Source organism: Lutimaribacter degradans, from assembly GCF_023703375.1.
Classification (GTDB): domain Bacteria; phylum Pseudomonadota; class Alphaproteobacteria; order Rhodobacterales; family Rhodobacteraceae; genus Lutimaribacter; species Lutimaribacter degradans.
In genome coordinates, this window is sequence record NZ_JAMQGO010000004.1 from 33,703 (window position 1) to 58,227 (window position 24,525).

Below are 24,525 nucleotides of genomic sequence, written 5' to 3' on the forward strand. Positions count from 1 at the left end.
AATGATCGGCGCGGCCCTGACCGTTGCGGCACTGGCCGGGTGCAGCGTGGTGATCGACCGCCGCGCCGACCTGCGCGAAGCCGAGGCCGAGGCCCGCTATCCCCCGACCGGCCAGTTGATCGAGGTCGATGGTCGCATCGTGCATGCCGATGTGCAGGGATCGGGCCCCGACTTGGTGCTATTGCACGGGGCCAGCGGCAATACGCGCGATTTTACATTTTCCTTCGTCGACCGGCTGAAAGACGACTACCGGGTGATCGCGTTTGACCGCCCCGGTCTGGGCTGGACGGAACGCGACGCACGTTACGGGCCCTGGTCGCCCCGCGCCGAAAGCCCGCGCGAACAGGCCCGGCTGCTACAGGCCGCAAGCGACAGGCTGGGCGTGCAAAGCCCGCTGGTTCTGGGCCATTCCTACGGGGGTGCCGTGGCGCTGGCATGGGGGTTGGAGCGGCCCGAGGAGACCGCCGGGTTGATCGTGGTCTCGGGGGCCTCGAACCCGTGGCCCGGTGGCCTGGGGCCGCTCTACCGGGTGATGGGCTCCAGCTGGGGCGGCGCGCTTCTTGCGCCGCTCATCACCGCGCTGGGGCCAGAAGGCCAGGTCGATGACGCGCTGGCCGGTATTTTCGCGCCCGACCCCGTGCCGCCCGGCTATGCCCGCCATATCGGGGCGGGGTTGACGCTGCGCCGCGAAAGCTTTCGCGCCAATGCCCGCCAGGTCAACACGCTGCGCCCCCACGTGGTCGAGATGTCGCAACATTACCCGACGCTGACCATGCCTGTGGAAATCGTGCACGGCACGGAGGACGACACCGTACCGATCGACATCCATTCCGAACCGCTGGCCCGCCAGATACCCGGCGCCAACCTGACGCGGCTGCAATCCGTGGGCCACATGCCGCACCATGCCGCCCCCGACGCGGTGGAAGCGGCCATTCACCGCGCGGCAACCCGCGCCGGGTTGCGGCGCTGACCCGCCCGAACCCGTTTGCGTTAAACGCCTTCACATTCCATAGTGACCGAAAAAGGAGTGCGCGATGGATCTGCCATTCGACGGCGCGATCAGCGCCTATTACGAAAACGACGCGCCGCCCGAAATCCGCAAGGCGATAGACAGCGCCGACAAGGGTGACATCCTGTACGGTGACTATCCGCATTCCAAGCGGATTCGCAAAAAATACTACAAGCAGGACATCGCCCGCCTTCAGATCGAGCTGGTCAAGCTGCAACACTGGGCCAAGGACAGCGGTGCGCGGATCATTTGCGTGTTCGAGGGCCGCGACGCGGCGGGCAAGGGCGGCACGATCAAACGGTTTCGCGAAAACCTGAACCCACGTGGTGCGCGGGTGGTGGCGCTGCCGAAACCCACTGACAAGGAACAATCGCAATGGTATTTCCAGCGTTATATCGACCACCTGCCATCCGCGGGTGAAATCGTGTTCTATGACCGGTCTTGGTATAATCGCGGCGTTGTCGAGCATGTGTTCGGTTTCTGCACCGATGCGCAGCGTGAACATTTCTTTACCCAGGTCCCCGATTTCGAGAACATGCTGGTTGACGATGGCATCCATGTTTTCAAGTTCTGGCTTAATGTCGGCCGCGCCGAACAGCTCCGCCGCTTCCTGAAACGCGAAACCGATCCACTGAAGCAATGGAAGCTCAGCCAGATCGATGTCGAGGGGTTGAAGAAATGGGATCACTACTCGGCCGCGATCCGCGAAACGCTGACCCGCAGCCACACACGCCATGCCCCCTGGACGATCATCCGCTCGGACGACAAGAAACGCGCCCGCCTTGCCGCCATTCGCACGGTGCTGCACGGGCTGGATTACGCGCGCAAGGATACCCGCGCGATCGGCCAGATCGACCGGCAGATCTGCGGTGGCCCGGACATCTGGGATGGTTAAGCGCGGCTACCACCACGGCAACCTGCGCCAGGCGCTTGTCGACTCGGCCCTGGCCCTTATCGAGGAAAAGGGTCCAACGGGGTTCACCCTGTCCGAGGCGGCCAAGCGCGCCGGTGTCACCCCAGCGGCCGTCTACCGGCATTTCGAAGGCCGCGAAGACCTGATCGCCGAGGCCGCCCGGCAGGGATACGGCATCTTTGCAGACGTGATGGAATACGCCTATCAATCGGGGCAACCCTCGGCACTGGCCGCGTTCGAGGCGACGGGCCGCGCCTACCTGGCCTTCGCGCGGAAATATCCGGGCCATTACATTGCCATGTTCGAAAGCGGAATCAGCATCAATCGTACGCCAGATCTGGCCGCAGTGGCGCGCCGCGCCTCGGATGTGCTGGAACGGGCGGCGGGCGACCTGTCGCAGCATATCCCGCCCGAGAAACGCCCGCCAGCGGCGATGTTCTCGGCCCATATCTGGGCCTTGTCGCACGGTGTTGTCGAGCTTTTCGCCCGAAATTCCCCCGGCCGCGCCAGCCCCTTTCCGCCCGAGGAACTGCTGGAATCCGCCATCGGCGTCTATCTGCGCGGGCTGGGGCTGATCCCGGCGGACGATTGAACCACCTCGCACGCAGGCGCGCGCCTTTAGGCAACATCCCATCCCCGCAAGGCACCGTGTGCACCGCAACGCAAAAAGGGCCACCCCAAGGGTGGCCCTTTTGCCGTGATCTTGCGCGAAGCGATTAACGCTTGGAGAACTGGAAGCTGCGGCGAGCCTTGCGGCGGCCGTATTTCTTGCGTTCCACCACGCGGCTGTCGCGCGTCAGGAAGCCGGCGGCCTTCAGCGGGGCGCGCAGCGACGGGTCGTAGAGCTGCAGCGCCTGGCTGATGCCATGCTTGACCGCGCCGGCCTGGCCCGACAGGCCGCCGCCCTTGACGGTGGCCATCACGTCGAACTGATCTTCGACACCGGCAACCTGGAACGGCTGGCGCAGGATCATCTGCAGAACCGGACGCGCGAAATAGGCATTCATTTCCTTGCCGTTCACGGTGACCTTGCCGGAGCCGGGCTTGATCCAGACGCGGGCGACCGCGTCCTTGCGCTTGCCGGTCGAATAAGACCGGCCCAGGTCGTCGCGAACGGGCTCACGCGGGGCTTCCGCCTCGCCCTGGACGCCGGCGATATCTTCCGACACGGCGCCCTTCAGCTCTTCGAGGGAATTGATCTGATCAGCCATTATTTCGCCACCCGCGTATTCTTGGAGTTCATCGATTTCACGTCCAGCACCTCGGGGCTTTGCGCCTCGTGGGGATGCTCGGCGCTGGCATAGACGCGCAGGTTGGTCATCTGCTGGCGTGCCAAGCGGTTGCCCGGCAGCATACGCTTGACCGCCTGGGTCACGACGCGTTCGGGGTGGGCACCTTCCAGCAACTGCTCGGCGGTGCGGTTCTTGATGCCGCCGGGGTGGCCGGTGTGCCAGTAATAGGTCTTGTCGGTGCGCTTCTTGCCCGTCAGTTGCACCTTGTCGGCGTTGATGACGATCACATTGTCGCCCATGTCCATGTTGGGCGTGAAGCTCGGCTTGTGCTTACCACGCAGGCGCATGGCGACGATCGAGGCGAGACGGCCCAGAACGACGCCTTCCGCGTCGATCACGATCCACTTCTTCTCGATGTCTGCAGGCGTTGCAGAAAAGGTTTTCATTCAGGATCACCCTTGGTTCAAGTGTTATGGCGACGGGATGACCCCGGCACCGCATTCGGATTGCGTGGTTATATACGTCCTTGCAGCCCGGTCAAGGGCGCAACACTTGAATTTACGACGTAAAAACAATGCCTTGTGATTTAGGTATCTAAATACCCCATGATTGCGCCATGCTGATCATGGCACCTTTCGGCTGCCGCGCTGCTCGCGCCAGATGATCAGCACGCCTGCCCCCACGATCAGTAAAACGCCGGGGAAAAGCGTATCCACCGGGGCTTCGCCGAAAAAGACCCAGCCGAACACGAAGGCCGTGATCAGCCCGAAATAGCCGAAAGGAGCCAGCATCGAAGGCTCGCCCATGCGATAGGCCAGCATCATGAACAGCACGCCGCTTCCGCCCAGCGTCGCCATGACAAAGATCAGCCACGCATCCAGCCAGCCCTGTATCGGCGAGAAATCGGTCGTGAACAGCGCCAGCACGATGGCCCCCACGGCCGCCGCGCCCGAGGCATAAAGATAGAGCAGCGCGTTCGATGTACCCGGCCCGAAGAACCGGACCGAGATCATCGAATACGCATAGCACAGCGCCGCGAACACAGGCAGGAGCGCATAGGGCGAAAACGCCTCGCTGCCCGGTCGCATGATCCAGAGCGCGCCGCCAAAACCGATGGCCAGCGCGGCCATGCGCCAAGGCCCCACACGCTCGCCCAACAGCAGAACGGACAGGATGACAACGAACAGCGCATTGGTTTGCGCCAGCGCCGATACGGTCGCAAGTTCCAAAACCGCCAGCGCGCCGTAAAACAACACCTGCGCCACAGCAACAACCAGGCCACGGAAGACCGCCAAGGGCCATTTCTCGATTTTCAGGTTGGTCCCGCGAAGGCGCAGTTCGCCGGTCGCCATCAGCAACGCCAAGCTGGGAATGATGCCCAGCACGTTGCGATAGGCCGAAAGCTCCAGCGGGGAATAGCGCGCCGACAGCACCCGCACCAGAACGCCCATCAGGTCGAAACAGGCAAAGGCCAAAAGCAATAACCCAACGGCCTTAACAGCCTGCCCCTGATCGCGCGCCAACGTCATGGCCCCATCAAATGCCAATGCCGCGAAAGCACAAGCAACCGCCGCTTTCGTGACGTAACGGAACAGAACGAAGATTTTCTCACCGCGCCGGGCAGAAAATCCTTGAACGACTCAAGGCAAACCCATAATTGCCCCTCACTTTCGGACCCGATCCCAACCCGTGATGACTTCCCGGGGGGCGCTAAGGGAACGACTGGAACGCACTGCTGGCTTGAAGGAGGCACGTCATGAAAGACGTAAACCTCTTCCAACTGGGGTACGGTCTGGAGACAGGCGCCCAAGAGGAAGACACCGCACGGGGTCCAGTCCCTGCATGTGATCGCGACGTATTCGACGATACCCGCGACGATCATTTCATCCGCGACGAGGCCGGCGTTTTCGCCGGGACGCACCTGATCATCGAGGTGGTGAAGGGAACCGGCCTTGATGACGAGGCGCGCATCCAGCAGGCGTTCCGCGATTGCGTCGGCACCTGCGGCGCGACGCTGCTGCATATCCATACGCACAAGTTCTCGCCCCAGGGCGTCAGCGGCGTGGCGGTACTGGCCGAAAGCCACATCTCGGTGCACACTTGGCCCGAGATCGGGTATGGTGCCTTTGACGTGTTCATGTGCGGCGACGCGAAACCGTGGCTGGCCGTCGATGTTCTGGCGCGGGCCTTTAACACCTCCGATGTGCGCGTGCGCGAATTGCGCCGCGGCGAGGGTGTCGTGTCCGAGGCGGGGATCAGCCCATGAGCGACTGGTCAACCGAGAAACTGCACGCCGACTATGCCCAGTCCTTGCGCATCGACAGGCTGCTTTACGACAGCGAAACGGCCCACCAGCGGCTGCGCGTCTTTCAGAACCCGACCTTTGGCCGGGTTCTGACCCTCGACGACGTGGTGCAGACCACCGAGGGCGACAACGCCATCTACCACGAGATGCTGACCCACGTGCCGATCCTGGCGCACGGGGCCGCAAGCCGGGTCTGCATCGTGGGGGGCGGCGATGGCGGGATGGCACGCGAAGTGCTCAAACATGCCAGCGTAACCCATGTCACGATGGTCGAGATCGACGCGGGCGTGGTTGAATTCTCGCGGCAGTATCTTCCCGCGCTCAGCAACGGCGCCTTCGACGATCCGCGCCTGAACCTCGTGATTGCCGATGGCGCGGCCTTCATGCGCGACACCGATGGCGGGTTCGATGTCATCATCGTGGATTCCACCGATCCGATCGGCCCGGGCGAGGTTCTGTTTACCGACAGTTTCTACGGCCAAGCCAAGCGTGCCCTGGCCCAGAACGGTATCTTGGTAACCCAAAACGGCGTGCCCTTCCTGCAACCCGACGAGTTGAGAAACACGATGCGGGCTTTCAGCGCGCTGTTCGCCGATGCCACCTGCTATACCGCCACGATCCCCACCTACGCGGGCGGGCCGATGGCCTTTGGCTGGGGCACCGATGGCGCTGCACGAAGCACGCCCCTCGACGTGCTGGAAGGCCGCTTTGCCGACGCCGCGCTTGACCCTTTCTACTACACCCCCGCGGTGCACCGCGCGGCCTTTGCCCTGCCCGGCTACATCGCGCGGTTGCTGGGCTGAAACAGCGCGGTTTCACGCGTTCCTGCACAGGTGCCACGGTCTTCATCGCACCCGGCAAACGCGGGCGGGGTGAGGCCGCAGGCCAATGGAGTTTCGCGCGCCTTTACGGGCGCCTCCGGTCAACCTGGCGGAATCGAATAGGTCATCGACGCGCGCGCCACCGGCTGGTCCATCCCGTCCGAAACCATCAGAACATCCCCCACCGCCAGCACGCGCCCCAGCTTGAGCAACCGGCATTTCGCCACGATATCCTTGCCCGCCGCGGGTTTGCGCATGAAATCTATGCTGCCATTCGTTGTCACCGCCAGCCCCTGCGGCCCGATCATCGCCAGCACGGCAAGATAGATCGCGCAATCCGCGAGGCTGAACATCGACGGCCCCGAAACGGTTCCACCAGGGCGCAGGTGCCGCTCTTCGACCTGCAGGCGCAGGTCTATCTCCATCTGCGCCAGCCGGTCGATCGCGAAATCCGCGGCCACCTGGGGAAACTCGGCAGCCATGAAGGCGCCCAATTCCTCGACAGTCATCTTCAGTGTCATCTTGTCCTCCGTCCCGTCCCGGGACTAGAGTTGGCCTGAATTGGAGGAGAGAACAAGATGGCCCTGCTTGAACGTAACGACACGAACGCCGTCGCCACCCTGACGATGAACGCGCCGGAAAAGCTCAACGCGCTCAGCGACGGGATGCTTGCCGCGCTGCAAGATGAATTCGGCCGCCTTATGGACGACACCGAAATCCGCGCCGTGGTGATCAAGGGCGCGGGCAAGGCATTTTGCGCAGGTCACGACCTGAAGGAAATGACCGCCGGTCGCCAGGCCGAGGATGGCGGCAAGGCCTATTTCAAGGATCTGTTCGATCGCTGCGCAACGATGATGACCACCATCCGAAAATTGCCGCAGCCGGTGATTGCCCAACCCCACGGCATCGCCACCGCCGCCGGGTGTCAACTGGTCGCCAGTTGCGACATGGCCGTGGCCGCCGAAGGCACGAAATTCGGCGTGAACGGGGTAAATATCGGGCTGTTCTGCTCGACTCCGATGGTGGCGCTCAGCCGCAACATCCCGCGCAAACAGGCTTTCGAAATGCTGACAACCGGGCAGTTCATCTCTGCCGAGCGGGCCGAGGCGCTGGGGCTGGTCAACCGCGTGGTCCCGCATGACCAGCTTGATGCAGCCACGCAAGAGCTGGCCGAAACCGTCGCCGCGAAACTGGGCGCGGCGGTCAAGATCGGCAAGGAAGCTTTTTATAGCCAGATCGAGATGAGCGTGGATGACGCCTATGAATACACTGGCGACGTGATGGTGCAGAACATGCTCTATCGCGACACCGCCGAAGGCATCGCCGCGTTCCTCGAAAAGCGCCCCCCCGATTGGCAGCATTAACACTTGCGGCGCGGGCCAATGTTTCCATTTCCGCGCCGCATTATTTCCGGGTTTGCCCATTTTCGGCCCCAATGCCCGGTGTTAGGGTAAAATCAAGGGTTCGGTTTTCATCCTCGGGCCTTGGTGTACGTGCGTGCGTGGGTTATTGTCGGGTTTTCCGGTTTTCTGTCTCTCCGCGCCAGCCTCTCACTGGCGGCCGATGCGCTCCGGGCACTAACCCACGCTGACTTTCCCGCCAAAGCCGACGCCTTGCCAAGGTGCCACCAAACCCTTTCCAAATGCCGCCCGATCCCCTAGATGCAGGCCATGGACAAGACATTGCATATCGTCGGCGGCGGCATGGCCGGTTCCGAGGCCGCCTGGCAGGCCGCGCAAGCGGGCGTGGACGTTGTGATTCACGAAATGCGCCCAAAGGTTGAGACCTTCGCCCATCGCACGGGCAACCTGGCGGAAATGGTCTGTTCCAACTCGTTTCGCTCGGACGACGACGAACAGAACGCCGTGGGCCTGCTGCATTGGGAAATGCGCCGGGCGGGTGGCCTGATCATGGAGATGGCGCAACGCCACCGCCTGCCCGCCGGCGGGGCTCTGGCCGTCGACCGTGATACCTTTTCCCAAGACGTGACCGCCGCGCTGGCCGCGATGCCCAATGTCAGCGTCAGCCACGAGGAAATCACCGACCTGCCTGACCAGGGCCACTGGATCATCGCCACCGGGCCACTGACATCGGGTACGCTGGGTCAGGCCATCGCGCGCGAAACCGGCGCCGAGCGCCTGGCCTTTTTCGATGCCATCGCCCCTATCGTCTATGCCGACAGCATCGACATGAGCGTGGCCTGGGCGCAATCGCGCTATGACAAGGGCGAAACCGAGGCCGAGCAAAAGGCCTATCTCAACTGCCCGATGACAAAACCCCAGTACGACGCCTTCATCGACGCGCTGCTGGCGGCCGACAAGACCGAGTTTCACGAGGGCGAAACCGCCGGCTATTTCGACGGTTGCCTGCCGATCGAGGTGATGGCCGAACGCGGCCGCGAAACCCTGCGCCACGGGCCGATGAAACCCGTGGGCCTGACCAACTCGCACACCCCCACCGAAAAACCCCACGCGGTGGTGCAGTTGCGCCGCGACAATGCGCTGGGAACGCTTTTCAACATCGTGGGCTTCCAGACCAAGATGAAATACGGCGCGCAAACCGATGTGTTCCGCATGATTCCCGGTCTTGAAAACGCGCGTTTCGCACGGCTGGGCGGCATCCATCGCAACACGTTCATCAACTCGCCCACGCTGCTAGATGCGGAAATGCGCCTGAAATCACGGCCCAATATCCGCTTTGCCGGCCAGATCACCGGGGTCGAGGGCTACGTCGAATCCTCTGCCATGGGCCTTTTGGCCGGTCGCATGGCCGCTGCCGAGATATTGGGCCGGCCCCTGCCCGCGGTCCCGCAAGACACGGCGATGGGCGCGCTGATTCACCACATCACCGGCGGGGCCGAGGCCAAGACCTTCCAGCCGATGAACGTGAATTTCGGCCTGTTCCGCCCGGTGGACGGGCTCAAGGGCGGCCGGCGCGGCCGCAAGGATCGGTACAAGGCCTATACAGATCGCGCCAAGGCGGCATGGGAGGCCTGGCTGACCAGCGCAGCACTGGACGCGGCCTGACCCCTGCGCTTATGTTGCGCGCATGACTGATACATTCCTGAACCAAGCCTATTCCCTGTCCGAAGGCGGGGATTCCCGAAAACTATATGCCGAGTGGGCCGAAAGCTACGAGGCAGACCTTGCCACCAACGGCTATGCCACGCCGCTGCGTCTTGCCCGTGCGCTCGCGCGATTCGCGCCCGACCCGGCACACCCACTGCTCGATTACGGATGCGGCACCGGGCTATCCGGCGTGGCCTTTGAAAAGGCCGGTTTTTCCACCGTCGACGGCATCGACGTGTCGCCCGAGATGCTTGATATCGCGAAGGCCAAGGAGACCTATCGCAGCACGATCCTGGCCGACCCGGACGCGCCACCACCGGTGACAGCGGAACATTATCCGATGATCGCCGCGGTCGGCGTGATCGGCGCCGGCGCGGCACCTCTGCCGTTGTTCGACGAATTGATGCACCTGTTGCCGAAGGGCGGATTGTTCGCCTTCTCGTTCAATGACCACACGCTTGAACACCCCGAGTTCGAAGGCAAGGTGAACGAATGGGTCGATCCGGCCGCCGCACGGCTGCTGTTTCGCGAACATGGCCCGCACCTGCCCGGAAAAGACCTGGGCGCCATCGTCTACGTGCTTGAACGACTTTGACGATCCGCACCCGCTTTGCCCCCTCGCCCACCGGGCCGCTGCATCTGGGCCACGCCTATTCGGCGATCCTAGCGCATGACATGGCGCGCGCGGCGGGGGGGCAGTTCCTGCTCCGGATCGAGGATATCGACCAGGCCCGCGCGAAACCGGAATGGGAACACCAGATCTACGACGATCTGCGCTGGCTCGGGCTGTCATGGGACGGGCCTGTGATGCGGCAATCCGAAAGGATGGCCGCCTATGATTCCGCGCTCGACAGGCTTTGGAGGCGCGGCCTGCTCTACCCCTGCACCTGCTCACGCCGCGACATCGCCGATGCGCTTTCAGCCCCGCAAGAAGGCACAAGCCCGGCCATCGGGCCCGATGGCCCCGTCTATCCCGGCACTTGCCGCCCCGACGCGCCAACCGGCCATCCAGCGCGACCCCGCCCCAAAACTCACCACCTGCGCCTCGACATCGCGGCGGCCTGCCTCGCCAGTCTCAACGATAGCCCCGGCGCCGCCGACAATGGCAGCGGCCTTGCATTCATGGAAACCGGCGCCGCCCATGCCGGGCCGGTCAGCACCTCGTGCCACGCATACGAAACGCAGGTCGGCGACATCGTCCTGTCGCGCCGCGATTTCGGCACGTCCTACCACTTGTCGGTCGTTCTAGACGATGCGGCCCAGGGCATCACCCATGTCACGCGTGGCGACGACCTGTTCGACGCGACGCGCATCCACGTGTTGCTGGAATCACTCCTGGGCCTGCCCACGCCGATCTACCATCACCACCCGCTTATCCGCGACGAGACCGGCAAACGCCTGGCCAAGCGCGACGACGCGCGCGCCATCGCCAGGTACCGGGCCGACGGCGCCAGCCCGAATGATATCCGCCGCATGGTCGGGCTCTGATCTTCCTCTTGCCGCAAATACCCTGGGGGAGGCGCGCAACGCGCGCCGGGGGCAGCGCCCCCATGCGCCCGAGGCCCCGCCAGGGGTCGAGATGAAAAGCGTCGCGTCAGCGACACATCCGGATCACGCCTCCGGGCCCATGATCTCCACCTCTTTTCCATCCCGCACCGCCGTGTAGAAACAGCTGCGCCGGTTCGTGTGGCAGGCCGGGCCCGTCTGGCGCACCTGCACCAAAAGGCAATCGCGGTCGCAATCGACACGCAGTTCCACCAGGTCCTGAACATGGCCCGAGCTTTCGCCCTTGACCCAGAACGCCTGCCGCGAACGGCTCCAATAGGTCACCCGCCCCGACTCGAGCGTGCGCGCAACCGCTTGTGCGTTCATCCAGGCCATCATCAGAACCTCGCCGCTCTCGGCATCCTGCGCGATGGCCGGGATCAGGCCGCGATCATCATATTTCAGCGAGTCCGGGGTAAACTGCATGGTTTTTCCTTTGGCATTGAATGGCGTCGCACCTATCTATGGGGTCAAGAGACGAAGGAAAAGCCATGCCCGCCGAAACCGACCTTATCAAGCTATACTCCGGCCGCATCCTCGAACTGGCCGCCGACATCCCGCATCACGAACGGCTTTCGGCGCCGCAAGCGACCGTGCGCAAACGGTCTCCGCTATGTGGCTCGACCGTGACGGTCGATGTCGCGGTCGAAGATGGCAAGATCGCCGAATTCGGCCAGGACGTGAAAGCCTGCGCATTGGGCCAGGCGGCGGCCGCCGTGGTCGGCGGGGCCGTGATCGGCGCCACCCGCGCCCAGGTCGAACAGGCGCGCGATGCCCTGCGCGAGATGCTGGTCAATGATGGCCCCACGCCGCCTGCCCCCTTCGACGGGTTCGAGGTGCTGCGCCCCGCGCGCGCCTACAAGAATCGTCACGCCTCTATACTGTTGTCGATCGACGCCACCGCCGAAGCGATGGCCGAGGCCGAGGCGACACAGACTGCCTGACCCCGATACACCGGCAGACAAAAAAAACCGCCGCTCGTCGGAAAGACGGCGGCGGTAAGTGGCGCGTATTTGCAACCCGAAGGCGGGTCAGAGGCAGTCGACCCTTGGGGTCAGGTTCGAGAGACAGGCAATATCTCGTTCGTGCACCGAATTGGGACAGGGATGCACGTTTTCCTTGGGTGCAAATCGCGCAGGCAGAAACTCAGGACAGGACAGGCAGGTGCAGGCCGGCCACCAGCATGACCATCAAGGCTGCAACGCCAAGCGCGTCGGCGGCCAGGGTGTCACGATTGCGGCGGGCGGCTGTGATGATCTCGGTCAGCATCGGGTCTCTCCTGCTCATGTTCTTTCGTTGCCCTTTTGTTCTCATATTCTTGACCGCAGGTAAAGAACTTTTTAAGAACATTTGCGAACTTTTCAGAACACTTGCAATCAACCCACTGAAATCAAACGAATAGCCTGGTCCTGCTCCATCAACCACAACAGGATGCGCGCCGCCTGCCCGCGCGGTCCGGTCAGGTCCGGGTCCTCGGACATCAGCTTGCGCGCGTCGGTCTGTGCCGTGGCCATCAGCGCGGCTTGCCGCTCCATGTCGGCCACGCGGAACCGGGGCAGCCCGGATTGCGCGGTGCCGATCAGGTCACCCGCACCGCGCATCTCCAGGTCGACCTCGGCAATGCGGAATCCGTCCTCGGTATCGCGTAGCGTGGTCAGCCGCCGCTCACCGCTGTCCGACAGCGGCGGCTGGTACATCAGCAGGCAGGTCGAGGCCGCATCGCCCCGTCCGACGCGCCCGCGCAACTGGTGCAACTGCGCCAGCCCGAAAATCTCGGCCCGTTCGATCACCATGATCGTGGCGTTGGGCACGTTCACACCCACCTCGATCACCGTGGTCGCCACCAAAACGCTTGTTTCGCCGCACTGGAACGCGCCCATCGCCGCGTCTTTCTCGGCCGGGGGCATCTGGCCATGCACCAGCCCCACCACGCCCTCGCCCAGGGCGGCACGCAGGCGTTTGAACCGCTCTTCAGCCGCTGTCAGGTCAACCGATTCCGATTCGTCCACCAGCGGGCAGACCCAATAGGCCTGTCGCCCCTCGGCCACCGCGCGGCGCAGATGGTCGACCACCTCGTCCATGCGCGCGGTGCTGACCATTGCCGTCTTGATGGGCTTTCGCCCGGGCGGCTTTTCGTCCAGCACGCTCACATCCATGTCACCATATTGCGCCAGCGACAGGCTGCGCGGAATCGGCGTGGCCGTCATCACCAGCACGTCCACCGCGAGCCCCTTCTTGCCCAGTTCCAGCCTTTGGCGCACGCCGAAACGGTGCTGTTCATCCACCACCGCCAGGCGCAGGTCGCGAAATTCGACATCCTTTTGAAACACCGCATGGGTGCCCACCAGAACCTGGATATCGCCGCGCGCCAGCGCCGCCAGCTTGGCGCGCCGCTCGGCCCCCTTGTCGCGGCCCGTCAGGATTTCCAGAACGACGCCGGCATCCTCGGCCATGGGGCGCAACCCTTCAAGGTGCTGACGCGCCAGGATTTCCGTGGGGGCCATCATCACCGCCTGCCCGCCTGCCTCGACCGCGATCAAAAGCGCCATGAAGGCCACCAACGTCTTGCCCGCGCCCACATCGCCCTGCAACAACCGGTTCATGCGCAAGGGGTTGGCCATGTCTTCGGCGATCTCGGCAATCGCACGGCTTTGCGCGTCCGTGGGCGCATAGGGCAGCGCCGTCAGAACCCGGGCCTGCAACGCGCCGCTACCCTTGGTCTGGCGCCCCTTGGCCCGGCGCAGTTTCGACCGGGCAAGCGCCAGCGTCAGTTGGTGGGCCATGAATTCGTCATAGGCCAGCCGCGCGCGCGCGGGCGCGCTGGCAGCCAGGTCGGCAAGGGTCTCGGGCGCGTGAGCGGCCGCGATGGCCTCATGCCAATCGGGCCAATCCGCGTGGCGTTTCTGTTCGGGGTCGATCCATTCCGGCAGTTGCGGCACCCGCGACAGCGCCGCGCGCGCCGCCTTCGTCATCTGTTTGAGGCTGACGCCTTGCGTCAGGGGATAGACGGGCTCGAACGCGGGGATTTCGCCCGCCTCCTCGACCGGCACGACGTGATCGGGATGCACCATCTGCGCGATGCCATCGAACAGCTCCACCCGCCCCGAGATGACCCGGCGCTGCCCTGTCGGCAGCAGCTTTTGCAGGTAATCGCCGCGGGCATGAAAGAACACGACCTGGAAGGAGGTTTTCGCATCCTCCACCGTCACGCGATAGGCGCCGCCCTTGCGCGCCGGCGCACGATGCTGGCCCACCGTCACCGCGACGGTTAATACCTGCGGCAGGTCGGCGCCAAGCACGCTGTCACGCAGCTGGCGATCAATGCCTGTATGCGGCAAGGTAAAAACCAGGTCACGCGGCCGCGTGATATCCAGGTGTTCCAGCAATTGCGCCGTCTTGGGGCCGACGCCGTCCAGCGTCTCGATCCCAGCGAACAGCGGGAAAAGCTGCTCGGGCCGCCCGCTCATGCGTCGCCGATCAGGGTCAGCCAACCATCTTCGTCGATGGTCTCGATCCCCAGCTCCGCCGCTTTCTTGGCCTTTGATCCGGCACCGGGCCCCGCCACCAGCAGGTCGGTCTTGGCCGACACGCTGCCCGACACCTTGGCGCCCAGGGTCTCGGCCCGGGCCTTGGCCTCGGCGCGTGTCATCTTTTCCAGCGTGCCGGTAAACACCACCGTCTTGCCCGCCACCGGGCTGCCGCTGGTGTCGGGCTGCGCGGCCTCTTCGACCGTCAGATGCGCCACGAGACGGTCGATGCTGGCGCGCTCATACTCTTGCGCGAAGGCGGTGACAAGGGCACGGGCCATCACCTCGCCCACGCCGTCGATACCCAGCAGACGTTCCCATTCGGGGCCGTCGCAGTTTCGCGCGGCGTCCATCGCGGCGGTGAAATCATCCCAGCGCCCGTAAAACCGGGCCAGCATGTTGCTGGCCGCCTCGCCCACATGCCGGATTCCAAGCGCGAACAACAGGCGGCCAAAGGGGATCGTGCGTTTCTCGTCAATGGCCCGAAACAGGTTCTCAGCCGATTTCTCGCCCCATCCTTCGCGGTTCTTGAGCTGCTGCATCCCCTGGCCATAGCGCTGTTCCAGCGTGAAGATGTCGGCGGGCTCCTTGATCCAGCCATCGCGATAGAATTGCTCAACCTGCTTGGCGCCCAGCCCCTCGATGTCAAACGCCGCGCGGCTGACAAAATGTTTCAGCTTTTCCACCGCTTGCGCGGGGCAGATCAACCCGCCCGTGCAGCGTCGCACGGCGTCGCCCTCTTCTCGGATCGCGTCCGAGCCACATTCGGGGCAAGTGGTGGGAAAGCGATAGGGTTCCGTCCCCCCGGGACGCTGCGACAGGTCGACATCGGCGATTTTCGGAATCACGTCGCCGGCCCGATAGACCTGCACCCAGTCGCCCACGCGGATGTCCTTGCCATCGCGGATGTCATTGCCCTTGGCGTCGCGGCCGGCAATGTAATCCTCGTTGTGCAGGGTGGCGTTGCTGACGACAACGCCACCCACCGTGACGGGCGTCAGCCGCGCCACCGGCGACAGTGCACCGGTGCGCCCCACCTGGATGTCGATCGCCTCAAGCCGGGTCCAGGCAAGCTCGGCGGGAAACTTGTGCGCGATCGCCCATCGCGGCGTGGTCGAGCGAAACCCCAGCCGCCCCTGGTAGGCCAGGTCGTCGACCTTGTAGACGACGCCGTCGATATCGTACCCCAAGGTCGCGCGCTGCTGTTCGATCCGGGTGTAATGCGACAAGAGATCATCCAGCGTGTCGCAGCGCACCGTCAAAGGGTTGGTTGAAAACCCCAGCTTTTCAAGCCGGGCGATGGCGCCCAATTGGGTGTCTGCAAGCGGCGCGGACAGCTCGCCCCAGCTATAGGCAAAAAAGCGCAGAGGGCGCGCGCGGGTGATTTCCGCGTCGAGCTGGCGCAAAGAACCCGCCGCCGCGTTGCGCGGGTTGGCAAAGGTCTTGGCCCCCCGTTTGGCCTGGCGCAGGTTGAGCGCCTCGAAATCATCGTGGCTCATGTAAACCTCGCCGCGCACTTCCAGCACGTCGGGCGCATCCGATGGCAGGCTATGCGGGATATCGGTGATCGTGCGGGCGTTCTCGGTCACTTTCTCACCCACGGCACCGTCACCGCGGGTGGCGGCGCTGACCAGCCGCCCCCCTTCATAGCGCAACGACAGGCTCAGCCCGTCAATCTTGGGCTCGGCGGTATAGGCAAGCGGCGCATCGGAGCCCAGCCCAAGGTATTTCCTGATCGAACGATCGAAATCTGCCACGTCCTCGGCATCGAAAGCGTTGCCAAGGCTCATCATGCGCACCGCGTGGGTGATCTTGCCAAACCCCTCGGCGGGGGCGGCGCCCACCTGCTCGCTGGGGCTGTCGGCACGTTTCAGGTCGGGAAACCGCGCCTCGATCTCCAGGTTGCGCGCCTTGAGCCGGTCATATTCTGCATCCGATATCTCGGGGGCATCCTGTTGGTGATACGCCTCGTTGGCCGCGGCCAGGCGGCGCGACAGGCGCGACAGTTCCTTTTGCGCCATGTCGCGTGTCAACTGGTCAACCGGAAGGTCCTTCGTCATGGATGCGTCCCTATCACCACGTGATCCAAGTGATAGGGGCGCGCCCGGTCAAGGTCCAGACCGAGAGTGGTGGAGTTTCGCGTCAGGCCCCGACCGCAAGCTGCCGGTCACCCTGCCCTGGATCAACCTCGGGCTGCGGGTCGCGCAGCACGTAGCCCCGCCCCCAGACCGTTTCGATATAGCTGTCGCCGCCCGTGGCGTGGCTCAGCTTCTTGCGCAGCTTGCAAATGAAGACATCGATGATTTTCAACTCGGGCTCGTCCATGCCGCCATAGAGATGGTTGAGGAACATCTCCTTGGTCAGTGTCGTGCCCTTGCGAAGGCTCAAAAGCTCCAGCATCTGGTATTCCTTGCCGGTCAGATGGACCGTCTGCCCGTCGGCATCCACCGTCTTGGCGTCAAGGTTCACGTTGATCTTCCCGGTGCGGATCACCGATTGCGAATGGCCCTTGGAGCGGCGGATGATCGCGTGAATGCGGGCCACCAGCTCATCGCGGTGGAACGGCTTGGTCAGGTAATCATCGGCCCCGAAGCCAAAGCCCTTGAGCTTGCTGTCGGTGTCGTCGGCGCCACTCAGGATCAGGATGGGCGTTTCGATGCGCGCAAGCCGCAACTGGCGCAGAACCTCGTGCCCGGTCATGTCGGGCAGGCCAAGATCCAGCAGGATCAGATCGTAGTCATAGAGCTTGGCAAGATCGATCCCCTCTTCGCCCAGGTCGGTCGTGTAGACGTTCAGGTTGGCATGGGTCAGCATCAGTTCGATGCTTTTCGAGGTCGTGGGATCGTCTTCCACCAGCAGCACGCGCATGTCATGATCTCCGTTCAATGATCAGATGTGATTGGAATCAAACGTGAACAAAAATAGTTAACTGCAAGTAAACCACGAACTGACATTATTACTGGCAATCTATGGTTGTCTATATTTTTGTAACGACGTGGCCTTTAGCGCCTGGTAACCATGCTTGCTGACCGCGCGCAGCCATTCATCGAATTCCTCGTCGCTCAGCTTGTACCGCTCCAGCGCTTCGTCCCGCGAAATAAGGCCGGCCAGCACGCCCCTGACCACAGCGGCCTTTCGGCTGGCCACCCACCGCCGGGTCTGAACCGGCGGCAGGTCGGCTCGCGTCATCACTGTTCCGTCTGGCAAATTCACGGCCCTTGGGCCATCCACCTTTTTCAGATACATCTCCGTCACCCCTGTTTGCATCACGTGGCAAATTGGCGCCGAGGCGTTTAATGACCTGTGAAACCGGGGCTTGAGAGTATTTAGGATTTTCCTATATTCTCGCCGACCTGCGAAACGCGCGATAAAGGGAGGCCGGTATGGCCCTCGACACTGATACACGGCTGAATTCACTGGGCTTTGCCAAACCACCCGCGGAAACCCGCGTTGTCGTGGCCATGTCGGGCGGGGTGGATTCCTCGGTCGTGGCGGCAAAACTGGCCGAAGAGGGCTATGATGTCGTGGGCGTCACGCTGCAACTTTACGACCACGGCGCGGCGCTGGCCAAGAAAGGCGCGTGTTGCGCCGGCATCGACATTCACGATGCGCGCCGCGTGGCCGAGGAAATGGGCTTTCCCCATTACGTGCTGGATTATGAAAACATCTTCAAGGACGCGGTGATAGACGAATTCGCCGACAGCTACCTGGCCGGGGCCACGCCCGTGCCCTGCATCCGCTGCAACGAAAGGGTGAAATTCAAGGACTTGCTGGAAACCGCCCGCGATCTCGAGGCCGACTGCATGGCCACCGGCCACTACATCCAGCGCAAGACCGGCGCGAACGGCCCCGAGCTGCACAGCGCCGCCGACGCCAACCGCGACCAAAGCTATTTCCTGTTCTCGACAACGCCGGAACAGCTCGATTACCTGCGTTTCCCGTTGGGGCACCTGCCCTCAAAGGATGCCACGCGCGAACTTGCGGCGAAATACGGGCTGGCCGTGGCCGACAAGCCCGACAGCCAGGACATCTGCTTCGTGCCCAATGGCAACTACGCCAGCGTGATCGAGAAATTGCGCCCCGGTGCGGCCGAACCGGGCGAGATCGTTCATGCGGATGGCCGTGTTCTGGGTACGCATGACGGGGTGATCCACTATACCATCGGCCAGCGCCGGGGCCTTGGCATTGGCGGCCTGTCCGAACCGCTTTACGTGGTCAAACTGGACGTGGACGCAAAGCAGGTTGTGGTGGGGCCCAAGGAAATGCTTGCCACCCGTATCGTGCCCGTGCGCGAGATCAACTGGCTGGGCGATGCGCCTTTTGACAGCCGCCCGGAATGGCACGTTTCGGTCAAGGTCCGCTCGACCCGCCCCCCGCGCGAGGCGATCATCCGCCCGACATCGCCCACCACGGCCAATGTCGAATTGCTGACCCCTGAGGAAGGTGTCAGCCCCGGACAGGCGTGCGTGTTCTATGAAACGGGCGGCAGCCGCATCCTGGGCGGCGGCTGGATCTGGAAGGGCTGATCGCGGCACGCGCGCGGGCACAGCCCTGTCCTGCCGCGGTCACGCGCCGCCTTGCGGGCGGTGGCGGCGGTTGATCAGCACCAGGCCGATCGCCACCAGTACCAGCGCGCCCACCGTGTTCCAGCCCACCGTTTCCCCCAGCAGCGCCCAGCCGAAAAACACGCTTAATACCGGCGACAGAAAGCTGAAACTGGCCACGCCCGAGGCCGGGTAACGAGCCATCAGGAAAAACCAGAACATGTAGCCAAGGCTGGCCACGATCACCACCTGGTAGGCTAGGGCCCAGAAATGCACAGGATCCAGCGCCCGCACGAAGGGCCCGAAAAAGAACGCCGCGCCGATCAGCATCACCGACGACACGATCAGTTGCCACATCAGCTGCATCTCGGGGCGTTGTTCCGACACAGGGGTCAACCGCACGGTCAGCGCGATCCCGGCCCAGCCGGCGGCAGCGGCGAGCGCGGCGACGTCACCCATGACGCTGGCCTCGCCCCCATGGCGCACCGACAGCACAAGCGCCACGCCGCACATGGCCAGAACCAGCCCCGCCGCCCGGCGCAGCGTCAACCGCTCCCCCGGAAGAACGAAATGCGCGATGCCCGCCAACATCATCGGCATCGTGTAGAACAGGATCGAGGCGCGCGACACGGTGGTATTGTCCAGCGCCCAGAACAGGCACACGAACTCGAACCCGAAAAGCGCGCCCAGCATGGTGCCTGACGCCCAGTAACGCCGGTTGAAATCCATCCGCACACCGCGCAGACGCATCCACAGCAGCAAAACGGCAAGCGCCCCCAGGGACCGCAGGCCAGCCATGAAAACAGGCTGGAACCCGTCGTTGCCGACCTTGATCACCACCTGGTTGAAGGCCAGCACACAGGCAAAGGCCACCAGCGATACGGCCCCGAACAGGTCGATATGATCCTTGCGTTCCATCGCGGGCAGTCAGACGGCAAAGCCAAAGCGGCGTCAAGCGCCCTACTTCTTGAAACGACTGAAAAACCGTGGGTTGCGTGCTACGAAATCGTCGATGATCCGGGCCAGACCGCCCTTGGATTGCCATTTGAGATAGGCCCAGCCCGACCCCGCGCCGACCAGCGCCCCGAGCGTGTCGACGATAAGGTCGCCCATCGTGTCCATCAGCCCCGATTTCTGCATGTTCAACCCGAAAGCCTGGTCCATCCCGAACTCGAAAATCTCCCACAGGGCGCCGATGGCCAGGGCGAAACAGAATGCGAAGAACGCGATGGCCACGGCAGGCGCGGCAAACCGATCCCCCTGGAACATCATGAAGATCAGTATGAAACCGATCAGGCCGAACCCCACCGCGCTGCCGGCATGCATCACGAGATCCCACCACCAGAACCGTTCGTAGAAACCGAACACCTCGCCCAGGAACAGCGTGCCGCCCACGAACAGAACGATGGCGGCCACGAAACTGGGCGGCACCACGATCCTGGCCCAGCGGGCCATATAGACCGGCGCCAGCGACAACACCAATGTCGCCAGCGACACAAAGGCCAATGGCCAATTGCCCACGAAAAGTGCATCAAGCAGGAACAGAACCAGCAGCGCCCATATGCCCTTGGCCACCCATGTCTGTTCTGCGAACATGAAACCCTCATTGCTTGCGACGTACCCAATATATGCGTTCATCCGCCATCAGACTAGCCAGCTATAACCTGCAAAAATGCGTCGGGCTCGACCTGCGACGCAGGCCGGACCGGTCCTTGCAGGTGATCGCGGGCCTTCAGGCCCAGATCGTGGTGCTGCAAGAGGCCGACAAACGCCTGCCGCCGCGCCCAGCCGCGCTGCCTGCGCAGATGGCGCGCGACGCGGGTTGGCAGGTGGTCGAGGTGGGAGAGCCCGGCGGCTCGCTCGGGTGGCACGGCAACGCGATGCTGCTGGCGCCCGGGCTCGTCGTGCGGGCCAGCCACCATCTTGACCTGCCGGGGCTGGAGCCGCGCGGCGCCATCCGCATCGAGCTGGACACGCCGCTGGGCCAGCTGCGGGTGATCGGCGTGCATCTCGGGCTGGTCAAGCGGTTCCGACTGCTGCAACTGGCCGCGATCATGCGCAACCTGCGCCACCTGCCGCGCATGCCCACCGTGGTGGCGGGTGATTTCAACGATTGGGGCGCCGGCCGCGACCTTGACGCCCAGGTGCCGGGGCTGCATTTCGTGCCGCCGGCCCCCAGCTTTCCCAGCCCACGGCCCGTGGCCGCGCTGGACAGGTTCCTGATATCGGACGATCTGCGCGCGCAGGCCTGCGGCGTACACGTGGCGCGCCCGGCGCGCATCGCCTCGGACCACCTGCCGGTCTGGGTCGATCTTGCGCGAGGATGACGCCCGGTGCATCCTGCCCTACCAACCCCGAGGCCAAGATGACCCGATACCTTGTCTACGACGTGTTCACCGATGCGCCCTTTGGCGGCAATCAATTGGCGGTGATCCCCGATGCCACCGCCCTGCCCGAAGCCGATCTTCAGCGCCTCGCGGCCGAGTTCAATTTCTCGGAAGTGACCTTTGTCTACCCGCCCGCCAACCCCGCACACACGGCGCGGGTGCGGATTTTTACCCCGACCACGGAAATACCCTTTGCCGGGCACCCGACCATCGGCACCGCCGTGGCGTTGGCCGAGATGGGCCATGGCCCCGACATGGTGCTGGAACTGGGCGTCGGCCCGATCCGCGCGCGGGCCGAAAAGGGCGCCGCGCAGTTCACGACCGACGCCGCGCTGGAACGCCTGGTCCATCCCGACCCGGCGCTGGTCGCCCGCGCGCTGGGGCTGGATGCGGGCCAGATCCGCACCGACACGCACCCGCCCATAATGGCCTCGCTTGGCCTGCCCTTTACCCTGACCGAGGTGACCGACCGCACGGCGCTGGCGGCAATCCAGACCGACATCGCCGCCTTTCGCGATGGCACCGCCCGCTATCCCGGTGCGCTGGATTTCGCACAACTGGCATATGTGCGCGCGGATGACAGGGTCGCCGCGCGGATGTTCGCGCCGCTCGACAACATCCCCGAAGACCCGGCCACCGGCAGCGCCGCGGCCACGCTGGCGGCCCTGCTGGCGCAAACGCTTGGCCGCGACCTCGTGCTGGAGTATGCGCAGGGCTGCGAGATGGGCCGCCCCAGCCGCATCACCCTGCACACCGACGGGCCGCGCGTCACCGTATCGGGCCGCGCCGTGCCGGTGATGGAGGGCCGGCTGATCTATCGCGGTTAGGCCCCAAATGCGTTGCACCTGCCCCTGTTCAGCGCGAACACCAAAGGCTATGCACGCGGGCATGACCCGGCTGATCGCTTTCAACAAACCCTTCGACGTGCTGTCTCAGTTCACCGACCGGGGCAGCGCCGACAGCCCCCGCGCCACGCTGTCGGATCATATCGACTTACCCGGCGTCTACCCGGCCGGGCGGCTTGATCGCGACAGCGAGGGCCTCTTGCTGCTGACAGATGACGGCAAGCTGCAGGCGCGCATCAGCCATCCGAAAAACAAGATGCCCAAAACCTATTGGGCGCAGGTCGAAGGGCTGCCCGACGATGCCGCGCTGGCGGCGCTGCGCCGCGGCGTGACGCTCAAGGACGGGCCGACACGCCCGGCGAAGGTGGTGCGGATGCCCGAACCGCCGGGCCTTTGGCCCCGCAATCCGCCGATCCGCTTTCGCAAGTCGGTGCCCGACAGCTGGATCGCGCTGACGATCACCGAAGGGCGCAACCGGCAGGTGCGGCGCATGACGGCCGCCGTGGGCCACCCGACCCTGCGCCTGATCCGCGCCAGCATCGGCCCTTGGGCGCTGGACGGTCTGCAACCGGGCGCTTGGCGCGACCTGTCACCCGAGCAGCGAAAATAGGCGGCGAAACCAGCGCCAGATCTGCACGGCCGGGCCTTAGACGTGGCGCTTGACGCTCTAGCGGGCCGGCTCCATCCCAGCCCGCGCCCGCAACAAGGTCGAAACGGGCGCCAAGGTGACGCTGCCGGCGCGATCCGCCAGCCCCCACAGGATCAATGCCGAAACGGTTTCGGGGCGGGCGCGCCCCACCATCACCACGCCGCTTTCTTCCTGGTTGGCCCTGAACGCGGCCTGGTCAAGGAAACGCCGGATCACGGCGGCATCCTGACCGTCGGCGTCGAAATCGCGAAACAGCGTGGCGGCGGGCACGCCCTCTTTCTCGGCCAGCTTTCGCGCGGTATCGAGACCGTTGGGATACATCACCAGCCCATGCCCGCTATCGGCCAGGTAGGCGGCAACCTGATCCGAAACCGCGCGGCTGGCCTGCAGGCCCGTGCCATCCCCTTCCATGACCGCAACGGCTTGTGGAAAACGCGACAAGAGCGCGGCAAGGTTCACCTCGACATCCGCGGCGGCGGCGGATTCGGGGATGTTCGCCAGGGCCAACACCTCGAACCCGGCCTCGCGATAGCGCGCAATGGCGGCATCCGCGCCGGCGCGCATGGGGTCGATGGCAAAGCTCAGCGGATAGGGAAAGGAACTCAGCGCCTCGACCGCGCTGGAAAACGCGCCATCGTCGATCAGAACGATAGACATCAGCGGCTTTTCACCGGGGGCTTCGAAAGGCACGGCATTGGCGATGATCGGCGGTTGCGCCGCACCGTCGGCGTCATCGGATTCCGTGTCGGGGACCGCCGCGTCCTCCGGTGCGGCCTGGTCGCCGATCAGCGGCAAACGTGACGCGCCCGGCTCGTTGCGCGAGATCAGCGATTGCGCCGGCGTGCCGATACCGGGGCGGGTGTCATCCTCTCCATCTTCGGGCATGGCCTGTTCTTCGGGGGCCTGCGCCTCGGCTTCGGCGGCTTGCACATCGGGCTCGGCGGGTTGCGCGGGCGCAGATGGCTGCGCCTCGGAATCCTCGTTATCGGGTGACACCTCTGCCGCCGCGTCATCATCCGGTGCCGCCTCCGCCGTTTCCGGCGTAGCCTCTTCGTCGGTTTGAGGGGATGTACCGGAGGCGCCTTCGGGCGTAGGCGGACCTGCATCAACGCCGGTTTCGGGCGCTTCACCCGTTTCGGCGGCCTGCGGCGCCACGGGTGTGTATGCCTGCGGCACCGCCACGCCTTCGTCGGATTCCGGCGCAACCGGCAACACTGCCTGCGGGCTGGGCAAGACGGGGGAATCCGTGCCCACCTCGACCCGGCCGCGCTGGCCCTGCTCGGGTGGCGTGGCCAATTCGTTTTCGGCCGCGCCGGTCTGTGGCTGCGCGGCAGGTTGGGTATCGGCCTCCGTCATCGGCGCGATCGAATCGGGCGCGGGCGGGGCAACGGCCGGGGCGGCCTCGGGCTTGGACTGCGGCAGGGTGGCGGGTACGGTGGCAGCACCATCTTCGCGCCGCTCCTGGAACTCCGATCCAGGCGGCACCTCCAGCGCGGTGGCCTCGGGCGTTGGGGCCTTGGGCGGGCCGATCACGGCCGTGATCACCACCGCCGCCGCACCGCACACGACCGTGCCCAACAGAATCCCACCCAAGAATCCGCGTGTCATACGCCTGCTCCCATACCACTCGTGCCGCCGGGGCTGTTCTGCGCCCCTTGGCGCGACCTGTGCGCCCATCGC

27 protein-coding genes are annotated in these 24,525 nt (G+C 64.5%); 14 read left to right on the forward strand and 13 right to left on the reverse strand.

The genetic code is table 11. From position 1 onward, the window contains the following. The first annotated feature begins 1 nt into the window (after nt 1). The 3 genes from M8744_RS08095 to M8744_RS08105 all read left to right on the forward strand — a co-directional run bounded on the left by M8744_RS08095 (nt 2) and on the right by M8744_RS08105 (nt 2,514). Nucleotides 2-970: an alpha/beta fold hydrolase gene (locus M8744_RS08095; RefSeq protein WP_256474199.1), complete on the forward strand. Its 969-nt coding sequence runs from the start codon at nt 2-4 to the stop codon at nt 968-970. Nucleotides 971-1,034: 64 nt separating this feature from the next. Further along, nucleotides 1,035-1,904 (forward strand): polyphosphate kinase 2, encoded by an 870-nt coding sequence (gene ppk2 / locus M8744_RS08100; protein ID WP_251412697.1) that lies wholly within the window; start codon nt 1,035-1,037, stop codon nt 1,902-1,904. Then, entirely contained in the window at nt 1,897-2,514 is a 618-nt protein-coding gene (locus tag M8744_RS08105; protein WP_251412700.1) for a TetR/AcrR family transcriptional regulator, read from the forward strand. Before ppk2 ends, M8744_RS08105 begins: the two co-directional genes overlap by 8 nt. Before the next feature lie 124 nt (nt 2,515-2,638). On the opposite strand, the gene rpsI is transcribed toward M8744_RS08105, so the two are convergent. The 3 genes from rpsI to M8744_RS08120 form a co-directional block, all read right to left on the reverse strand. Continuing rightward, nucleotides 2,639-3,133 (reverse strand): 30S ribosomal protein S9, encoded by a 495-nt coding sequence (rpsI, locus tag M8744_RS08110; RefSeq protein ID WP_251412717.1) that lies wholly within the window; start codon nt 3,131-3,133, stop codon nt 2,639-2,641. Beyond that, on the reverse strand, nt 3,133-3,600 hold the full coding sequence (gene rplM / locus M8744_RS08115; protein WP_251412733.1) for a 50S ribosomal protein L13: 468 nt from the start codon (nt 3,598-3,600) through the stop codon (nt 3,133-3,135). Before rplM ends, rpsI begins: the two co-directional genes overlap by 1 nt. Before the next feature lie 177 nt (nt 3,601-3,777). Next, complete coding sequence (locus tag M8744_RS08120; protein ID WP_251412735.1) at nt 3,778-4,683, reverse strand: DMT family transporter; 906 nt, start codon at nt 4,681-4,683, stop codon at nt 3,778-3,780. Nucleotides 4,684-4,910: 227 nt separating this feature from the next. Between M8744_RS08120 and speD the strand changes: the two genes are divergently transcribed. Next, nucleotides 4,911-5,420, forward strand: coding sequence for an adenosylmethionine decarboxylase (gene speD / locus M8744_RS08125; RefSeq protein ID WP_251412752.1), 510 nt, complete (start codon nt 4,911-4,913; stop codon nt 5,418-5,420). Next, nucleotides 5,417-6,262, forward strand: coding sequence for a polyamine aminopropyltransferase (gene speE, locus M8744_RS08130; RefSeq protein WP_251412755.1), 846 nt, complete (start codon nt 5,417-5,419; stop codon nt 6,260-6,262). Before speD ends, speE begins: the two co-directional genes overlap by 4 nt. Before the next feature lie 119 nt (nt 6,263-6,381). Here speE and M8744_RS08135 read toward each other — a convergent pair whose 3' ends face one another. After that, complete coding sequence (locus tag M8744_RS08135; RefSeq protein WP_251412758.1) at nt 6,382-6,801, reverse strand: PaaI family thioesterase; 420 nt, start codon at nt 6,799-6,801, stop codon at nt 6,382-6,384. Nucleotides 6,802-6,858: 57 nt separating this feature from the next. Between M8744_RS08135 and M8744_RS08140 the strand changes: the two genes are divergently transcribed. The 4 genes from M8744_RS08140 to gluQRS all read left to right on the forward strand — a co-directional run bounded on the left by M8744_RS08140 (nt 6,859) and on the right by gluQRS (nt 10,836). Beyond that, on the forward strand, nt 6,859-7,644 hold the full coding sequence (locus M8744_RS08140; RefSeq protein WP_251412761.1) for an enoyl-CoA hydratase: 786 nt from the start codon (nt 6,859-6,861) through the stop codon (nt 7,642-7,644). 306 nt (nt 7,645-7,950) lie between these two features. Continuing rightward, on the forward strand, nt 7,951-9,306 hold the full coding sequence (gene trmFO, locus M8744_RS08145) for a methylenetetrahydrofolate--tRNA-(uracil(54)-C(5))-methyltransferase (FADH(2)-oxidizing) TrmFO (RefSeq protein WP_251412764.1): 1,356 nt from the start codon (nt 7,951-7,953) through the stop codon (nt 9,304-9,306). A 22-nt stretch (nt 9,307-9,328) separates the two neighbouring features. Then, entirely contained in the window at nt 9,329-9,943 is a 615-nt protein-coding gene (locus M8744_RS08150; RefSeq protein WP_251412767.1) for a class I SAM-dependent DNA methyltransferase, read from the forward strand. A gap of 2 nt (nt 9,944-9,945) precedes the next feature. Then, nucleotides 9,946-10,836: a tRNA glutamyl-Q(34) synthetase GluQRS gene (gene gluQRS, locus M8744_RS08155; protein WP_251413770.1), complete on the forward strand. Its 891-nt coding sequence runs from the start codon at nt 9,946-9,948 to the stop codon at nt 10,834-10,836. Nucleotides 10,837-10,959: 123 nt separating this feature from the next. Here gluQRS and hisI read toward each other — a convergent pair whose 3' ends face one another. Beyond that, entirely contained in the window at nt 10,960-11,319 is a 360-nt protein-coding gene (hisI, locus tag M8744_RS08160) for a phosphoribosyl-AMP cyclohydrolase (protein ID WP_251412784.1), read from the reverse strand. A 65-nt stretch (nt 11,320-11,384) separates the two neighbouring features. Here hisI and M8744_RS08165 point away from each other — a divergent pair, with 65 nt between their 5' ends. After that, entirely contained in the window at nt 11,385-11,837 is a 453-nt protein-coding gene (locus M8744_RS08165) for an iron-sulfur cluster assembly scaffold protein (RefSeq protein WP_251412788.1), read from the forward strand. Between the two features lie 202 nt (nt 11,838-12,039). On the opposite strand, the gene M8744_RS08170 is transcribed toward M8744_RS08165, so the two are convergent. The 5 genes from M8744_RS08170 to sciP all read right to left on the reverse strand — a co-directional run bounded on the left by M8744_RS08170 (nt 12,040) and on the right by sciP (nt 17,666). Continuing rightward, on the reverse strand, nt 12,040-12,180 hold the full coding sequence (locus M8744_RS08170) for a hypothetical protein (protein WP_251413824.1): 141 nt from the start codon (nt 12,178-12,180) through the stop codon (nt 12,040-12,042). An 89-nt stretch (nt 12,181-12,269) separates the two neighbouring features. Then, on the reverse strand, nt 12,270-14,360 hold the full coding sequence (recG, locus tag M8744_RS08175; protein WP_251412790.1) for an ATP-dependent DNA helicase RecG: 2,091 nt from the start codon (nt 14,358-14,360) through the stop codon (nt 12,270-12,272). Continuing rightward, nucleotides 14,357-16,480 (reverse strand): NAD-dependent DNA ligase LigA, encoded by a 2,124-nt coding sequence (gene ligA / locus M8744_RS08180; protein WP_251412806.1) that lies wholly within the window; start codon nt 16,478-16,480, stop codon nt 14,357-14,359. Before ligA ends, recG begins: the two co-directional genes overlap by 4 nt. Nucleotides 16,481-16,562: 82 nt before the next feature. After that, on the reverse strand, nt 16,563-17,288 hold the full coding sequence (gene ctrA / locus M8744_RS08185) for a response regulator transcription factor CtrA (protein WP_251412809.1): 726 nt from the start codon (nt 17,286-17,288) through the stop codon (nt 16,563-16,565). A gap of 99 nt (nt 17,289-17,387) precedes the next feature. After that, nucleotides 17,388-17,666, reverse strand: coding sequence for a CtrA inhibitor SciP (gene sciP, locus M8744_RS08190; RefSeq protein ID WP_251412811.1), 279 nt, complete (start codon nt 17,664-17,666; stop codon nt 17,388-17,390). Between the two features lie 137 nt (nt 17,667-17,803). Here sciP and mnmA point away from each other — a divergent pair, with 137 nt between their 5' ends. Further along, nucleotides 17,804-18,946, forward strand: a complete 1,143-nt coding sequence (gene mnmA, locus M8744_RS08195) for a tRNA 2-thiouridine(34) synthase MnmA (protein WP_251412824.1) — start codon at nt 17,804-17,806, stop codon at nt 18,944-18,946. A 39-nt stretch (nt 18,947-18,985) separates the two neighbouring features. On the opposite strand, the gene M8744_RS08200 is transcribed toward mnmA, so the two are convergent. Beyond that, the gene (locus M8744_RS08200; RefSeq protein ID WP_251412825.1) at nt 18,986-19,882 is read right to left on the reverse strand and encodes a DMT family transporter; all 897 of its coding nucleotides are present in this window, start codon (nt 19,880-19,882) and stop codon (nt 18,986-18,988) included. Nucleotides 19,883-19,924: 42 nt separating this feature from the next. Further along, on the reverse strand, nt 19,925-20,560 hold the full coding sequence (locus M8744_RS08205; RefSeq protein WP_251412838.1) for a DUF2238 domain-containing protein: 636 nt from the start codon (nt 20,558-20,560) through the stop codon (nt 19,925-19,927). A 32-nt stretch (nt 20,561-20,592) separates the two neighbouring features. Here M8744_RS08205 and M8744_RS08210 point away from each other — a divergent pair, with 32 nt between their 5' ends. The 3 genes from M8744_RS08210 to M8744_RS08220 all read left to right on the forward strand — a co-directional run bounded on the left by M8744_RS08210 (nt 20,593) and on the right by M8744_RS08220 (nt 22,806). Further along, a complete protein-coding gene (locus M8744_RS08210; protein WP_251412859.1) occupies nt 20,593-21,291 on the forward strand; it encodes an endonuclease/exonuclease/phosphatase family protein in 699 nt (232 codons plus the stop codon). Nucleotides 21,292-21,329: 38 nt separating this feature from the next. Further along, the gene (locus M8744_RS08215) at nt 21,330-22,178 is read left to right on the forward strand and encodes a PhzF family phenazine biosynthesis protein (protein WP_251412861.1); all 849 of its coding nucleotides are present in this window, start codon (nt 21,330-21,332) and stop codon (nt 22,176-22,178) included. 61 nt (nt 22,179-22,239) lie between these two features. Beyond that, nucleotides 22,240-22,806 carry an rRNA large subunit pseudouridine synthase E gene (locus M8744_RS08220; RefSeq protein WP_251412863.1) on the forward strand — a complete coding sequence of 189 codons (567 nt, stop codon included), beginning with the start codon at nt 22,240-22,242 and terminating at the stop codon, nt 22,804-22,806. A gap of 57 nt (nt 22,807-22,863) precedes the next feature. On the opposite strand, the gene M8744_RS08225 is transcribed toward M8744_RS08220, so the two are convergent. Then, nucleotides 22,864-24,453 carry a divergent polysaccharide deacetylase family protein gene (locus tag M8744_RS08225; protein WP_251412866.1) on the reverse strand — a complete coding sequence of 530 codons (1,590 nt, stop codon included), beginning with the start codon at nt 24,451-24,453 and terminating at the stop codon, nt 22,864-22,866. Nucleotides 24,454-24,525 lie beyond the last annotated feature (72 nt).

What these genes read in the sequence shown, in the direction of transcription:
- M8744_RS08095 (WP_256474199.1), top strand. Translation starts at nt 2, where the DNA reads ATGATCGGCGCGGCCCTGACCGTTGCGGCACTGGCCGGGTGCAGCGTG.
- ppk2 (WP_251412697.1), top strand. Translation starts at nt 1,035, where the DNA reads ATGGATCTGCCATTCGACGGCGCGATCAGCGCCTATTACGAAAACGAC.
- M8744_RS08105 (WP_251412700.1), top strand. Translation starts at nt 1,897, where the DNA reads ATGGTTAAGCGCGGCTACCACCACGGCAACCTGCGCCAGGCGCTTGTC.
- rpsI (WP_251412717.1), bottom strand. Translation starts at nt 3,133, where the DNA reads ATGGCTGATCAGATCAATTCCCTCGAAGAGCTGAAGGGCGCCGTGTCG.
- rplM (WP_251412733.1), bottom strand. Translation starts at nt 3,600, where the DNA reads ATGAAAACCTTTTCTGCAACGCCTGCAGACATCGAGAAGAAGTGGATC.
- M8744_RS08120 (WP_251412735.1), bottom strand. Translation starts at nt 4,683, where the DNA reads ATGACGTTGGCGCGCGATCAGGGGCAGGCTGTTAAGGCCGTTGGGTTA.
- speD (WP_251412752.1), top strand. Translation starts at nt 4,911, where the DNA reads ATGAAAGACGTAAACCTCTTCCAACTGGGGTACGGTCTGGAGACAGGC.
- speE (WP_251412755.1), top strand. Translation starts at nt 5,417, where the DNA reads ATGAGCGACTGGTCAACCGAGAAACTGCACGCCGACTATGCCCAGTCC.
- M8744_RS08135 (WP_251412758.1), bottom strand. Translation starts at nt 6,801, where the DNA reads ATGACACTGAAGATGACTGTCGAGGAATTGGGCGCCTTCATGGCTGCC.
- M8744_RS08140 (WP_251412761.1), top strand. Translation starts at nt 6,859, where the DNA reads ATGGCCCTGCTTGAACGTAACGACACGAACGCCGTCGCCACCCTGACG.
- trmFO (WP_251412764.1), top strand. Translation starts at nt 7,951, where the DNA reads ATGGACAAGACATTGCATATCGTCGGCGGCGGCATGGCCGGTTCCGAG.
- M8744_RS08150 (WP_251412767.1), top strand. Translation starts at nt 9,329, where the DNA reads ATGACTGATACATTCCTGAACCAAGCCTATTCCCTGTCCGAAGGCGGG.
- hisI (WP_251412784.1), bottom strand. Translation starts at nt 11,319, where the DNA reads ATGCAGTTTACCCCGGACTCGCTGAAATATGATGATCGCGGCCTGATC.
- M8744_RS08165 (WP_251412788.1), top strand. Translation starts at nt 11,385, where the DNA reads ATGCCCGCCGAAACCGACCTTATCAAGCTATACTCCGGCCGCATCCTC.
- M8744_RS08170 (WP_251413824.1), bottom strand. Translation starts at nt 12,180, where the DNA reads ATGAGCAGGAGAGACCCGATGCTGACCGAGATCATCACAGCCGCCCGC.
- recG (WP_251412790.1), bottom strand. Translation starts at nt 14,360, where the DNA reads ATGAGCGGGCGGCCCGAGCAGCTTTTCCCGCTGTTCGCTGGGATCGAG.
- ligA (WP_251412806.1), bottom strand. Translation starts at nt 16,480, where the DNA reads ATGACGAAGGACCTTCCGGTTGACCAGTTGACACGCGACATGGCGCAA.
- ctrA (WP_251412809.1), bottom strand. Translation starts at nt 17,288, where the DNA reads ATGCGCGTGCTGCTGGTGGAAGACGATCCCACGACCTCGAAAAGCATC.
- sciP (WP_251412811.1), bottom strand. Translation starts at nt 17,666, where the DNA reads ATGTATCTGAAAAAGGTGGATGGCCCAAGGGCCGTGAATTTGCCAGAC.
- mnmA (WP_251412824.1), top strand. Translation starts at nt 17,804, where the DNA reads ATGGCCCTCGACACTGATACACGGCTGAATTCACTGGGCTTTGCCAAA.
- M8744_RS08200 (WP_251412825.1), bottom strand. Translation starts at nt 19,882, where the DNA reads ATGGAACGCAAGGATCATATCGACCTGTTCGGGGCCGTATCGCTGGTG.
- M8744_RS08205 (WP_251412838.1), bottom strand. Translation starts at nt 20,560, where the DNA reads ATGTTCGCAGAACAGACATGGGTGGCCAAGGGCATATGGGCGCTGCTG.
- M8744_RS08210 (WP_251412859.1), top strand. Translation starts at nt 20,593, where the DNA reads ATGCGTTCATCCGCCATCAGACTAGCCAGCTATAACCTGCAAAAATGC.
- M8744_RS08215 (WP_251412861.1), top strand. Translation starts at nt 21,330, where the DNA reads ATGACCCGATACCTTGTCTACGACGTGTTCACCGATGCGCCCTTTGGC.
- M8744_RS08220 (WP_251412863.1), top strand. Translation starts at nt 22,240, where the DNA reads ATGACCCGGCTGATCGCTTTCAACAAACCCTTCGACGTGCTGTCTCAG.
- M8744_RS08225 (WP_251412866.1), bottom strand. Translation starts at nt 24,453, where the DNA reads ATGACACGCGGATTCTTGGGTGGGATTCTGTTGGGCACGGTCGTGTGC.